The sequence below is a fragment of the Alteromonas salexigens genome, from assembly GCF_025628895.1.
GTDB lineage: Bacteria > Pseudomonadota > Gammaproteobacteria > Enterobacterales > Alteromonadaceae > Alteromonas > Alteromonas salexigens.
The window spans coordinates 105,343-119,984 of record NZ_JAOTJC010000013.1 but is presented as its reverse complement, the minus strand read 5'-3'; the positions used below and the strand labels follow the sequence as shown (position 1 = coordinate 119,984).

8 protein-coding genes are annotated in these 14,642 nt (G+C 42.8%); all 8 read left to right on the top strand.

Features of this window, described 5'->3' with window-relative positions:
- Nucleotides 1-45 precede the first annotated feature (45 nt).
- The 8 genes from OCL06_RS15005 to OCL06_RS14970 all read left to right on the top strand — a co-directional run bounded on the left by OCL06_RS15005 (nucleotide 46) and on the right by OCL06_RS14970 (nucleotide 14,626).
- Complete coding sequence (locus tag OCL06_RS15005) at nucleotides 46-1,539, top strand: sigma-54 interaction domain-containing protein (RefSeq protein WP_262996014.1); 1,494 nt, start codon at nucleotides 46-48, stop codon at nucleotides 1,537-1,539.
- A gap of 64 nt (nucleotides 1,540-1,603) precedes the next feature.
- On the top strand, nucleotides 1,604-5,035 hold the full coding sequence (locus OCL06_RS15000) for a DEAD/DEAH box helicase family protein (RefSeq protein ID WP_262996012.1): 3,432 nt from the start codon (nucleotides 1,604-1,606) through the stop codon (nucleotides 5,033-5,035).
- A 42-nt stretch (nucleotides 5,036-5,077) separates the two neighbouring features.
- Complete coding sequence (locus OCL06_RS14995; RefSeq protein ID WP_262996010.1) at nucleotides 5,078-6,646, top strand: type I restriction-modification system subunit M; 1,569 nt, start codon at nucleotides 5,078-5,080, stop codon at nucleotides 6,644-6,646.
- A complete protein-coding gene (locus tag OCL06_RS14990) occupies nucleotides 6,643-7,818 on the top strand; it encodes a restriction endonuclease subunit S (RefSeq protein WP_262996008.1) in 1,176 nt (391 codons plus the stop codon). The genes OCL06_RS14995 and OCL06_RS14990 overlap by 4 nt, the downstream gene beginning before the upstream one ends.
- A 337-nt stretch (nucleotides 7,819-8,155) precedes the next feature.
- Nucleotides 8,156-10,096 (top strand): nuclease-related domain-containing DEAD/DEAH box helicase, encoded by a 1,941-nt coding sequence (locus OCL06_RS14985; protein ID WP_262996006.1) that lies wholly within the window; start codon nucleotides 8,156-8,158, stop codon nucleotides 10,094-10,096.
- A gap of 160 nt (nucleotides 10,097-10,256) precedes the next feature.
- On the top strand, nucleotides 10,257-11,519 hold the full coding sequence (locus OCL06_RS14980; RefSeq protein ID WP_262996004.1) for a DUF2130 domain-containing protein: 1,263 nt from the start codon (nucleotides 10,257-10,259) through the stop codon (nucleotides 11,517-11,519).
- Nucleotides 11,520-11,535: 16 nt separating this feature from the next.
- Nucleotides 11,536-11,937 carry a hypothetical protein gene (locus tag OCL06_RS14975; RefSeq protein ID WP_262996002.1) on the top strand — a complete coding sequence of 134 codons (402 nt, stop codon included), beginning with the start codon at nucleotides 11,536-11,538 and terminating at the stop codon, nucleotides 11,935-11,937.
- A gap of 271 nt (nucleotides 11,938-12,208) precedes the next feature.
- A complete protein-coding gene (locus OCL06_RS14970) occupies nucleotides 12,209-14,626 on the top strand; it encodes a reverse transcriptase family protein (protein WP_262996000.1) in 2,418 nt (805 codons plus the stop codon).
- The last annotated feature ends 16 nt before the right edge of the window (nucleotides 14,627-14,642 follow it).

Sequence of the window (14,642 nt, the reverse complement as noted above, 5' to 3'; positions counted from 1 at the left end):
GCTTTATGTAAATATATTTCCACAGTAAAAAGATAATAAAGCACTATGAATACTTTGCTAAGTTGGCTCGGTAAGGCTGATATCGAAAATATGCAAAAGGGACAATTGGCTGCACTTGCGTCAATTGCGCTGAAGCACGAGCCAGCATTCGACAATATCATTATTCTCGCAAATAGCTGGCATGACAAAACACTTGCTTATCACTCGTGGTTGTCTGATTTACTTAATAAAAACGACAGATCCTGCGGGAGTCTTCAGGTCAAAAATGTTGAGTTAGTAAGTCCCATTGACTACGAGAGCATTCATGTCGCTACTGAATCGTGGATCACACCATTAGCTGAAAAAAGCGATTCACTGTGTATCAATATTTCATCTGGTACACCAGCGATGGCAGTTATCAGTGTGCTGCTGGGGAAGGGAAAAGATAATACTTCCTTCTATCAATCTGCACCGGATAACACCATAGCCGAAGCTGTCATTCCACTTGATTTCGGACGAGAGTATGTAAAATCTGCTGCGAAGAATGCGGCTTCGAAAGCTTTAAAGCTACCAAATACAGGGAAAGCCTTCTCTGCAATCACAGCCAAAAGTGCAGTAATGAAAGAAACCATTGCAGAAGCCAAAAATTTGGCCGCAAGCGATGTACCAATACTGATAACGGGTGAAACCGGTACTGGTAAAGAAAACATGGCAAAAGCTATTCATCAGGCAAGTTTGCGTGCTGACAAACCTCTGAGGGTTATAAATTGCGGAGCCATTCCCGAAACATTAGTCGATTCCATACTGTTCGGTCACATAAAAGGGGCGTTTACAGGCGCTAACTCCGATAGAGAAGGGATCTTTGAACAAGCCCACGGTGGAACGTTGTTTCTGGACGAAATCGGCGAATTAAGTGCAGACGTGCAGGTGAAACTGTTGCGAGCCCTACAACAAGGTGAAATAAACCGGGTTGGCGATGATAAGACAATCAGCGTTGATGTTAGGGTCATCGGTGCGACACACAGAGATCTCACAAAAATGATGATCGACGGTGTGTTTCGAGAAGATCTATTCTATCGCCTTGCAGTTGGCATCATACAAATTCCAGCATTGAGAGAAAGAGCCGACGATATCCCGGTTTTGATAGATGAGTTTCAACAAACCATCAACCATACATGTAGCAAACAGCCCAATTATAAACGTAAAAAACTTTCCGAAAGCGCAATTAAATTTGTTGAAAGTCAACCGTGGCCGGGCAATATTCGTGAATTTTGGAACACGATGAATCGCGTATTTATAACTTCAGGAAAATCGAATATTGAAGCAGAAGATATTCAAAAAGCCATGATAAAACGGGAGGCTCATAGCGATAATGCACAAATAAATCTCGCGTTTGGACAGCAGGTTGAGTTAGAGCAAATTATTGAAAACACGAAGAAAAAATATATACTGGCAGCGTTAAAAGCTACCGGAAATCATCTTACTAGAACGGCAGAAATGCTCAGTCTCAGCAATCGACAGACGTTAAAAAACTGGATGAAAAGTCTGAAAATTGAATGAGAGAATCCACAGAAAAACAAATTTGGCATCAATTTCGCTCATACCAGAACAGGGATACTACTGAATGAAGCAATCTATGAGTTTTGAACATTTACAGCCTTGGCCTGAGTTACACCAGCTCGCAGCATTTGCGGAAGACTATGCGTGCAGCGATCCTCAAAGTGCGCTGGTGAAAATGCGTTGTCTCATCGAAAAGTTCGTCGGTGTTATATACGCCAAGTTGAATCTGCCGGTTTATCCCAATGCTAACATCATGGATAAGCTCACCGCAGATGAGTTTCGAAGTGTTGTCCCAAAGCCCATTCAAGACAAACTGCATGCGATACGCAAAAGCGGTAATCGTGCAGCGCACGAAGGTAAAGTTAGTCAACAGGACGCGGTTTGGATCCTCAAAGAGAGCTACTTTGTTTCCAGTTATTTTTACGTCGCTTTTTGTGGTGGCAAACGGGAAGACTTACCAGAGTTCAAAGCACCGGACTGTGAGAAAACAGCAACTCAGTCTGATGCCACGTTTGCTCGTGAGAACAAGAAACTACAAGCTAAACTAAAAGATAGTGAAGCGCGGCTGCAACAGGCGTTAGATGAACTCAAAGCGGCTGAACAGGCACAGTTGGCTGCGCAACAGGAAGCAGCAAAACTAAAACAGGCCATTGATCAGAGCGCAATTGATGCTGCAAAAGTAGGCTTTGAATCGATGTCTGGTTTTGATTTCAATGAAGCCGAAACGAGAAAGCGTATTATCGATATGGATTTGCGCGCCGCAGGGTGGGACGTATCTATTGATGATAGCTGTACTGAGGAAGTTGGTAAGGAAGTTGAAGTCTCTGGCCAACCGACGCAAACTGGCATAGGCTACGTTGACTATGTGCTCTGGGATGATGACGGTAAACCATTAGCGCTTATTGAAGCCAAACGTACCCGTGAGTCAGTGGAAAAAGGTCGTCAGCAAGCAATCCTTTACGCAAATGCACTAGAGAAAGAGCATGGCCAGCGCCCAGTGATCTTCTATTCAAACGGTTATGATATCCGAATTCTCGATGATGCGCAGGGCTATAACAGCAGAACACTATATGGATATTACTCCAAAAGCAGCCTGCAATACCTCATTAAGCAGCGTTCACTGAAAAAAGATTTAAATAGGACTCCCATTGATACGAATGTCGCCGGACGGCTCTATCAAATGGAGTCCATCTCACGGGTATGTGAGCGCTTTACCGACAAACACCGTCGAGCACTCGTCGTGCAGGCGACAGGTACGGGCAAGACGCGGGTATCGATTGCACTGGCCAAACGCCTACTGGAAGCAGGTTGGGCGAAGCGCGTGCTGTTTCTTTGCGACAGAAAAGAGCTTCGCAAGCAGGCGGGCAATGCGTTCAATGAGCACACCAACGAGCCGCTTTATGTGGTTGGAAAAAGTAAAAAAGATGCTGCTGCTGGGGCCCGTGTGTTCATTGCCACCTATCCCGGCATGATGCGTATCTTCCAGCAATACGATGTAGGTTACTTTGACCTGATAGTAGCCGATGAGTCCCATCGTTCTATTTACAACATTTACGGCGATATCTTTAAATATTTCGATGCGCTGGAAGTTGGCTTAACCGCAACACCGGTAGAAATGGTCTCGCGGTCAACGTGTCAGCTGTTTGGCTGTGACTACAAAAAGCCTACCGCCAACTATCCTTTAAAACTGGCAATCTCTGACGGTAATCTGGTGCCGTATAAAGTGGTGTCGTATACCACCCAGTTTTTGCGTGATGGTATTAAGTCAGAAAAGCTGACCGAAGAGCAAATAGCGGAGCTGGAAGACCAAGGCATTGATCCTAATGAGCTGGATTTTGAGGCATCCCAAATTGACGAGGCGGTAAAAAACAAAGACACCAACCGTCATATCCTACGCAATTTGATGGAAAAGGGGCAGCGAGATGCCGATGGCCAACTGCCCGGTAAGTCCATTATCTTTGCCCGAAATATTGCCCACGCAGAATTGCTGTCGACTCTGTTTGCCGAGCTCTATCCTCAGATGGGAGATAATTTCTGCCGGGTGATCCATTCAAAATATGAACGTGCGGAAGAGCTCATTGATGACTTTAAATCGACTGATGAAAGCAGCGTTCGTATTGCCATTTCAGTCGATATGCTCGATACGGGCATTGATGTGCCCGAAGTCGTTAATCTGGTTTTCGCCAAGCCGATCAAATCGAAAGTTAAGTTCTGGCAGATGATTGGCCGTGGCACACGCCTGTGCCCGAATCTTTATGGCGAGGGGCAGGATAAGTCGTACTTCTTAATCTTTGACCACTGGGGTAATTTTGAATACTTCGATGAAGATCCGGATGAGGACGATGTCAGTCAAAGTAAGTCATTATGTCAGCGCGTTTTTGAAACCCGTTTGGCGCTGGCTGAAACTCTACTACAACGTGCTGAAATGGATGCTTTTGAAGAGGTCATAGGCTTAATTTATGAAGACATCTGTGCGCTTGATATGAATACGATTAGCGTGCGGGAAAACTGGCAGGATGTCGAGGTGTGTAAAGATTTAGAACGCCTTAAGACGTTTGCTCCTCAAACGAAAACACGATTACAGGAAGTGATTGCGCCACTCATGCAATGGCGCAACATAATGGGGTTGGGTGAAGCTCTGCGTTTCGACAACGAAATGGCGCAGTTACAACTCATGCTGTTTACCAATAAAAGCAAAATAGATGTCGCCAAGCAGGCGTTACTAATCAAAGTGTCGAAGTTGCAGATGCATTTGAATGAAGTGCGTGCACAGGCGGCAGCAATACATAATATTCAGCAGGATGAATATTGGCAGGATTTAACTTTCTTCAAGCTAGAGGAAAGTCGCAAAGCGTTACGCAGTATTATTCACCTGCGTAAAAAGGACACCTATGAACCTCGGCCAGAAGTCTTTATCGATGTAACGGAGGAGGCCGACGGCATTCAGGTGCAGGAGCGCAAGGCCAAAATCGTCTCGGTCGACTACGAAATTTTTCGTCGTGAAGTAGAAAAAACGCTGACGCCACTGTTTGAAACCGATGCGGTACTCCAGAAAATTCGCAGTGGTGAACCTGTGACAGAAGCCGAATTGGAGCAATTAAACGCACTGGTTCATGTGCAAAACCCCAACGTTGAACTGAACACGCTGAAAGAATTCTTCCCGGAGTCGACAGAATCACTTGATAAGATCCTGCGTACCATCGTGGGCATGGATAGAGCTGCCATCGAGCAGGCGTTTACCGATTTTGTTCAGCAGGTGCATACCCACTTAAATAGCAAACAACAGCGCTTTATTACGTTGCTGAAAAATCACTTGGTGCGCTTTGGCACTATCCAAGTCGAGCAGCTATATGAAGCGCCATTTACACAAATTCATGATGGCGGCTTGGATGGCGTATTCAGTGAAGCTCAAGCCGATGTGATTGCACAATTTGTGCAACAGTTTGGTGTGCAATTAGGTAAGCGAAATCAGAACAATCAACAGCCACGGGATTAATTACAAGCGCGTGGCTCACCTATAAGCAGTAAAGAGAAAAGAATGATAACAGGACAACTAAAAAGCAAAATCGACAAGCTCTGGACAGAATTCTGGACCGGCGGTATCACCAACCCGTTAACGGTTATCGAGCAGGTCACGTTTTTAATGTACGCCCGGATGCTCGACATGGCAGAGCAGGCAGATGAAAAACGAAGTGCCCGTACGGGCAAACCGTTTAATCGTCGCTTTACTGATGAACAGCAGCATTTGCGTTGGCAGAACCTGCGTCACCTTGGTGCGGAAAAGCTGTACAAAACTATCCGTGATGAGCTTTTTCCTTACTTTGCAGAAACATCAGGTAAGGGCGCACTGTTCAGCGAGTTTATGAAAGACGCGCAGCTCATGATCCAAAAGCAGAGCCTGCTGGTGAAAGCCGTTGAGCTGATAAATGACTTACCGCTTGAGAACGCCGATACCAAGGGTGACTTATACGAATATCTGCTGAGTAAATTAACTACTGCCGGTATCAATGGACAGTTTCGAACCCCGCGTCATATTATTCGCGCCATGGTGGAGATGGTTGAGATAAGCAAAGACAGCCGTATTTGCGACCCTTCGACAGGAACAGGCGGCTTCTTGACCGTTGCTTATGAGTACTTACTGGAAAAGTACACATCAGAAGAAGGGGTAGAGCGAGAGCCGCTGTTTGATGAAAACGGCCAACCGCTTGTGGATGTCAATGGTAAGCCGGTGGAGAATGTATTGTATTCGGGCGACCTTCTAGAGCCTGAGGATAGGACGCATATCGACACGGATATGTTCCATGGGTTCGACTTTGACGCGACTATGCTTCGCGTGGCCGCCATGAACCTTGTGATGCACGGCATTAGAGAGCCTGATATTCACTATCAGGACACGCTCAGCCAAAGCTTCAGTGAGAAATTCCCCAAAGAGGCCAAAGAGGGCTTTTCCGTGATTTATGCGAACCCACCCTTCAAAGGCTCGCTGGATGAAGAGGATGTTTGTCCCGAAGTTCTCCGTAAAGTCAAAACTAAAAAAACCGAGCTGCTTTTCGTTGCGCTGATAGAACGTATGTTACGTATAGGGGGGCAAAGCGCGACTATCGTTCCTGATGGCGTGCTGTTTGGCTCATCCAAAGCACACCAACAGCTTCGCAAACTACTGGTAGAAAATAATCAGTTAGAAGCCGTGATTTCGCTTCCGAGCGGGGTGTTCAAACCCTATGCAGGGGTTTCAACTGCCATAATTATCTTTACGAAAGGCGGAACCACAGACCATGTATGGTTTTATGATGTGAAAGCAGATGGTTTTAGTTTGGACGATAAACGCACGCCAATCAAAGACAATGATCTCCCAGATATGGTGACCAAATATAAATCGCGCGACAAAGCGATAGCTGGCACTGAGCAGAATGATAAAACACAAAAAGCGTTCTGGGTGAGCAAGGAAGAAATTGCTGATAACAAATATGATTTATCTATCAACCGCTACAAAGAAACGGTTTATAAGGCAGAAGAGTTCGAAGAGCCCAAGGTGATCTTGGGTAAGCTGGTAAAGCTTGAAGAAGACATCATGGCCGATTTGAAAGCATTGGAGGGAATGCTGTGAGTTGGCCACTGGTTGCGATAGGTGATTTTTGTAAAACGGGAAGCGGTGGTACTCCATCAAGGAGGAACACTGAGTTTTATAACGGAGACATTCCGTGGATAAAATCTGGCGACTTACGTGAAAAAGTCGTGGAGGAAGCGTCGGAATTCATTACCCAATTAGGTGTTAAAAAAAGCAGTGCCAAACTTGTTCCTAAAGGCGCTATTTTACTTGCCATGTATGGTGCAACAGTAGGTCGAATGGCCATGCTAGGAATAGATGCGGCCACCAATCAGGCTGTTTGTAGTATAATTCCAGACGAACACAAAGCATTTCCAAAGTATGTCTATTATGCACTTCGTTCACTTGTACCTGATTTCCTGAGAAATGCTGTTGGTGGAGCCCAACCGAATATCAGTCAAGGGATGATTAAAGATACAAAAATCCCACTCCCCCCACTCGACGAGCAAAAACGCATTGCCGCAATTTTAGACAATGCCGATGCCATCCGCCGCAAACGCCAGCAAGCCATCCAACTCGCCGATGATTTTCTCAAAAGCGTCTTTCTGGATATGTTCGGTGATCCGGTGACGAATCCGATGGGATGGGAATCTAAAAAACTTGGTGATATTTGTGCAGTCGGTTCGAGCAAAAGAGTGTTCGTGGACGACTTTGTAGACTCAGGTATTCCCTTTTATCGTGGCACAGAGGTAGGAAAGCTAGGAAATAGTGAAAAAATCAATCCCAGCCTATTTATATCACAAGAACACTACGAAGCCTTGAAAGCACACGGTGGTGTTCCAAAAGTTGGGGACTTATTGCTTCCTTCAATTTGTCCTGATGGGCGTATTTGGCAGGTAAGTCACAATGAACCATTTTACTTTAAAGATGGAAGAGTGCTTTGGATAAAGTCTAGCCAAACAACGATAAACTCTGATTACCTGAGAAGCTTTTTAAAACGAATATTTTTTGCAAATTACAGCTCGATTGCTTCAGGAACTACATTTGCTGAGCTTAAGATTGTTGCTTTAAAAAATTTAAATATATTGCTTCCACCAGCAAATTTACAGCTTAAATACTCTGAAATAATAGAGCATGCTGTCGGAAAGATTTCGAAGCAACTAGATTCTTCTGTAAAACAAATACAGCTTTTCGATTCACTGAGCCAAAAAGCCTTTGCAGGAGAGCTTTAATAAACAAGGATATGTTATGGATGTAATCAGGAAGATTGAAGAAGACAAAAAGTATTCATTTAGTCCAGCTTTAGGTACTTGTCATGCCTGAATACGGTTGGGTCAATTTTCTAAGTGAAGCTGAAACGCTTAGGCAAACCTCCATGTTAAGCGAGTCATTAGAAAGGTTTTTGAATGGTCAGATTAATACATTTAAATCTGATAGCTAACTGATTAGGAATTGGTAACAGAAGATTATTTTCGGAAAGGAAATCACATGTAATTCAAGGGAAGATACTGACAAGAGTGTCACTATCGACCCGAAGAAAACGTAGCTTGTAATATCAAAGGAAAGATTTTGGCCACGATTTATCCAACGTTAGAAAACATTCAAAGATTGAAGGTTCCGCCAACAGATGGCGAGCTGCATTTAGTTAAGTATTTGGAGCAAAACCTAGACGAGACCTATGAGGTTTTCTTTAATCCTTATCTAGATGGTGACCGCCCTGACATCATTATAATGAAGAAGGGTATTGGCGTGTTTGTTATTGAAGTAAAAGACTGGGATCTCGGCCTATACACAATTGATGATAAAAACTCTTGGTCAGTCATGGCCGGTCAAGGAAGACAGAGAGTAAAATCGCCGCAATCACAAGCCTTTAATTACAAGAAAAACCTTTATGACTTGCATCTTCCCGTAGTAGGCATTCGCCGTTTAACGAACCCGAACTTTTACAATCTTGTTCATTGTTTCGTGTATTTTCACAAAGCAGGTCAGGAACAGTTAACCTCGTTATATAAGCCAGTCCACAGCTCAAATGCTATGCATAGACAGCAAGTTCAAAGTGATTATCGCAGTGGTGCTATTCGTTTTGAAAAATATGAGCGTGTTAATGAGTCTTTGTTAAACAAAAAACGCCAAATCCAGCGAGATGAACGGATGTCGTTTGGCTACGACAGCATTCAGAAACTGGTGAAAAAAATCAGAAATCAAGACAATCACGTTCTCTTTGACGAAGATGTTTATAGGGACTTTAAACGACGTTTGAGTCCATCTGAGCATGAAATCAAACAGGGTATTGATATTAAGTTGGACGATAAACAGCAACGTTTGACTTTAAGTGATAATGGTAAGCAAAAGATTAAGGGGGTCGCCGGTTGCGGAAAAACGACCATCTTAGCTAGCAGAGCGATTAACGCGCGAAGTCGTCATGGCTCAGAAGTGCTCATACTTACTTTCAATATTACTTTAAAAAATTACATACGTGATAAACTTAGCGATCTGCAAGGGGGGCGTGACTTTACTAGCTTTGAAATCTCAAATTACCATCAGTTTTTTAACTCACAACTCAATAACACATCACGGGACATAGTAGAGCTTGTTGCACGATACGGTCTGGAGCGACTGTATGACGTAGATTTGTTCAGTGAAAAAGATACAGTGAAGTATGACACTGTGCTCGTGGACGAAATTCAGGACTATAAGCCTGAGTGGGTAAAAATAATCAGAGACAATTTTCTGAAGCAAGATGGTGAAATGGTTTTGCTTGGCGATGATTCTCAAGATATCTACGCAAGAAACTCAGGCCGGTCGGCCGTTATAGCTCAAGGTTTTGGACGTTGGAACAAGTTAACGCGCTCTTACAGAACGAGTTATGACTCCCCATTGAATAGATTGTTCAAAGAGTTCCAGCTCAACTTTTTGATTGATAAATATTCCGACACGGACGTAATAGAGACACCCGCAGAACAATTGGGTATGGGCTTCAGCCTCTTGAAACATGAAAAGCTGCCAACCGCAGATTTTGTAGAGTTAGCATTCGAGACGATTCAGGAGCTGATAAAGGCTTATGATTTACACCCAAATGACACCATCATAATTAGTTCAAAAATATTTCCGTTGCGAAAGTTGAACGATCTTTTGACTGCTAGAGAAAAGACTCACTGTATGTTTGAAACATATCAGGAGCTAGCTGCGATATTGGGTGTAGAACAGGGGCTTCTAGAACAGATGACAGAACATGAAGTCAATAAAGAGATTTCTGCAAGTTCGAGTGAGGTTGAGCGAGTCAGACGCATAAAGAAAAATCATTTTTACGCAAATTCAGGCAACATCAAGCTGTCAACAACACATAGCTATAAGGGATTAGAAGCAAAAACAGTGTTTTACATCATGCTGGAAGAAGATGAGCCAGAACTTATTTATACCTCCATCACTCGCTCAACGGAAAACTTGGTGATATTGGACTGCGGGGGCAGAAGTGTCGCTTCACCTTTCTTTTCTAAGGCTATGAAATAAAAATAACCGCTAATAATTTTGCTAAATGGTAATTATATTTGCTATTTTAATTGGGTTGTATACAGTAATGCTTCTTAAGTATTTGTAAAATAAGGGCTTTTATTTTTGGCACGTAAGGTGCTTACATTATGGAAAGAATTTTTAATTTAGGAAAAATATCATGAGCGCCAAAATAATCATCAACTCCGACGACCATATTACCTGCCCACACTGCGATACACAGTTCCAACTGAGAGATGGTATCGCAAGTCATTTGATAGAGAAGCATGAGACTGACTTTTTAAAGCAACTCGAAGAGTCCAAGTCTGGGCTGGAAGAACAGATCCGAAAGGAGTTGGAGCGATCTTTGGTAAAAGACAAGGAAAGCCAAATCGAAGAGCTGACCCAGCAATTACAAGATAGTGGTGAGGCCGCTAAGAGGTTGGAGCAGCGCATTGAGCGAGAAAAGCAAAAGGCAGCAGAATTGGCCATTGAGAATATGAAACTGGAGAGTGACGAGCTCAAACATTCCATTGCCATGCAAAAAGAGCAAATAGCAGATTTTCGGAATAGGGAAATGCAGCTGAGGAAAGAAAAAGCATCTATTGAAGAAAGCCGAAAGAACTTGGAGCTGGAAGTGGCACGAAAGCTCGATGAAGAAAAGAAGTCTATTCAAGAGAGTTTGGAGGAAAGCTTTAAGTTAAGAGAGGCTGAATACAATAAAAAGCTCGCTGATGCCGTGAAAGCGAATGAAGAGATGAAGCGAAAGCTTGCTCAAGGATCTCAGCAGCTTCAAGGTGAAGTGCTTGAGCTTGAGCTGGAATCACTTCTTGCCACTGAATATCCCTTAGACGAAGTGGAAGCTGTCAAAACGGGGGCGCGAGGTGCTGACATTATTCAAACGGTGAAAATGCGCTCCGGCACTGAGTGTGGGAAAGTGGTATGGGAAACAAAGCGCACTGAGAACTGGAGTAATAACTGGATCAGTAAGCTTAAAACAGACATGCAGTCAGTTAATGGCAACATAGGTGTAATCGTAACAGAAGTGTTCCCGGCAGAAGAAAGGGGCTCGATGGTCATAAGAGACGATATTTGGTTAGTAAAGCCTAGTTTGGTTAAAAGTTTGGCTGACGCATTACGAATGCAATTACTTGAAGTGCAGAGACAAAAAGTAATTAGTACGGGTCGTGAACAACATATTGAGGCTGTCTATGACTATATTTGCAGTCCTCAGTTTCTTCAACGAGTAAAAGCAGTGGTTGATCACCAAAGAGTCATGAAGGAAGAACTTGAGAAGGAACGTAATGCCATGACTCGTATTTGGAACAAGCGCGAAAAGCAAATTGATGGGATCACGAACCAAATGATGTCAATGGCCGGTGAACTTCAAGGATTGGCTGATGATGGAATGCCGTTATTGGACCAGATAGGTGCTTTGGATTAAGTAAAAGGAGATGGCTATGTTAATTTCAGAGGCGTTCAAGGCATTCAAAGCTACGCAAAACAACGTGCAGTGGTCTGTATCGGCATTTAATGAAAAAGGTGAGCTTGTACTGAGTCTGTGGCACCAATTCTTTCAGCCGGTAACGGTTAACGGAGAGCGGGCTATGAAGTACGTTGATAGAGTCAGTCGATGGAGTGGCAATGGCAACTCCGAGTTTAGAGAAAAGCTTGATCTAGCAACTAAAAATGGGGCAACAGTTCGCGCAATTATTGCAAAAACGAATTCGCCGGAGGCAATTGCTTGTGGTGAGGACGCCAGTAAGTATAAGAACACGTTCTCGCCTAAAATAGATTGGGTGGGTTCAATAACAAAATGGGATTCGGATAACTTTGAAATAGTTTTTTCAAAACAAGTCTAATGCTTCATAAATAAAACTGAAAATTGAAGAGACAGTCTGAAAAATTTGATAAACTTTAAAAGCGCTTCTCCAGATTAGTTAAGTCGTTGTCTGTAGTAGGGTAATTGAGCACTTGTTGCTCACTTACTCCGAATCAGGCAATTGGCTTGTTACGTGTTACACGTAGCGTTATGTAATATCTAACATTCATGAGAATACATGAGTGACACTATAGGACAATTTTCGCGCAAGCGCGATGAGTAATCTGGGGAAGCGCGACCTCAATTGAATAATGAAAATAATTAAACCAACTTCGAAAAATACAGAAAAAGAACAAGACATCTTTTCATTGCTAGAAGAGTTGCTAGCGAGTGAACCTGTTTTTGATACCAAACTGCTATCGAAAAATGGGTGTTGGCCAATAACAAAGAAACACTATAAAACCTTTTCCATCAAAAAGCGCAATGGTACTGAAAGGCAGCTAGTCACAGTTGACCACAAGCTTAAAGAGTATCAGTCCAAACTGAGAAAGTATCTTGAGAAAAATCATGACGTTTCACAGTATGCCTACGGCTTTGTCTCCGCAAATTCAGTAAAACCGCTCAAAGATGATCAGGATGTTGAATCCGTCAGCGGCGTAGACAGGCCTAGGGGTGTCGTGAGTAATGCGTTGGCACATACTGGAAAAAAGGTCGTGATAAGCATCGACCTTAAAGATTTTTTCCCTTCTATTACCTTCCCTAGAATAGTTGGGATGCTCATTAAAAAGCCATATGGTTTTAGTCATCGTCAGGCGGCTGTAGCTGCATCTTTAGTTTGTCTGCCAAAAGAGATTGATATCAACAGAGGGTTACCGCAAGGCGCCCCTAGTTCCCCTTTGCTTTCAAACCTTATCTGCAAAAAGTTGGATTATCAGCTTGGAAAGTTTGCAGCAAAATATGATTTAACTTATACGCGTTACGCCGATGACTTGACGATATCGACCAACAATGTAAAGCGGATATCCCCACAAAAAATAATAGATGAAGTAACTCGTCATGTGCGAAGAAATGGCTTTCAAATCAATGAGGCCAAAACAAAAATAATGTATCGAAGTACGCGTCAGATGGTAACGGGGATAGTGGTTAATGATGGACTAAATTTGCATAAAAAACATGTGGACGCACTCAGAGCGACACTTTACAACCTCGAGCACAAATATGACTCAGTTGAGAAGTCGATATTGGAATTTTGGAAGCTAAAAAATAAAAGAGCATTTGATGCATTTTTGCCCATTGGTTTTTTTAAAAACGGAACGCTCGGGCGTTTTTTACGTTCACCATCTAAGGGAGTCAAGCATCCTAAGCCAATAACAGAAGATGAAATGCACAAAATTTATGCTCTGCATCTGTTGGGAAGAATTCATTGGTACGGGCAAGTTGTGTGTACGGCAGTTAACTCGCCCTATGATTTGGACAAGAGACGTTCAATTTCTCCGAAACAGTATGCCCGAATAAAAAAATATGAAGAGATGCTAGGAGCATTTTATCGCATTGCGATGAAATTTGAGTGGCCTGTTGAACACGTAGTGCTTAGGCTCGCCAATAAGCTTACTCACCTTCAATCCCTAATAAAGACTCAGCCCTATCTGGCTTTGGATAGTGGCTTACTATCTGAACAAGAAAAAAGCCTTAAAGAGCAAGCCGATAAATTAAAGTCAGACAAATCTCGTTATGAGACCTTCTTTAACAGTGCGCCTCAAAATTTACAGAGAGCATTGATAGTGCATTGTAAGTCTCATTCTTCCTTTGATCTGGATAAAATTAAGATGCTAGTCGAACAAGGTTGGCCAGATCCCAAAAAACAACGTGTTGTTTGTCAAAAATTGAATATGTACCCGCTGGACGATCTTTTTCACAAAAGCACTAATGGAGATGGACATAGTGTGAAACAGCTTGTTGACAATTTGTCTGAGTCAGTTGCCCAAAACTTTAGATATCTTTCAAAAACCTTAAAACAGAAGCTATCAAATACTCATAAAGAGCTTCTTAACCTGCTGCGAAGCAATGGAGATGATGTTCGCATTAATATTGAAAAACCATCTAAGCAATCGGCTAAAGCAGTACAAGCAATTCGTGATTTAAAATCTGCTGTACGACTTTATGAAAATGATACTGACAACTTTTATCAACAAATTGCTTTGCCCGCTGTATCTGCCGCGGGTATGGAGAACGCTGTTGAAATCGATAGAAGTAACATGGAAGACAGAGTCGTCACAGATATTAAAGCGTGGCGAGATTCGTTAAAGAAGGTTCTTGATAGTATTAAGCAGCATATGGCTGATAGTGAAAGGGTGAGAACATCATCGGCTAATAAGCCGTATGTGCTCTGTTTTATTAACGAGGATCCGGAAACCAAAGAGCCTAGATGTTTGCAAATATTCAGGCGAGATACAGGACTGCCATTCAGCAAAATGCCGAAAATAGATATGGCATCAGACTCGGGTCTAGTCAAAAAATGGATCGCTGGTGGAGATCTAACTTCTGCTGCTAGGGAATTTTTACCTGTGGGAGATCTTTTAGTTCATGGGAGCTTTAAAGAACGTAACAGCAAAAGTGTGTTGGAAAATATTATTGTAAATCTGACAGAGCATTCATTTCACAAAGCGTCTGTAGCTGTAGATGCGAAAAAAGGAAGGTTAATGTTTACCCTAAGAGAGTTTAAAGACTAAATGCTTAGAATTATCT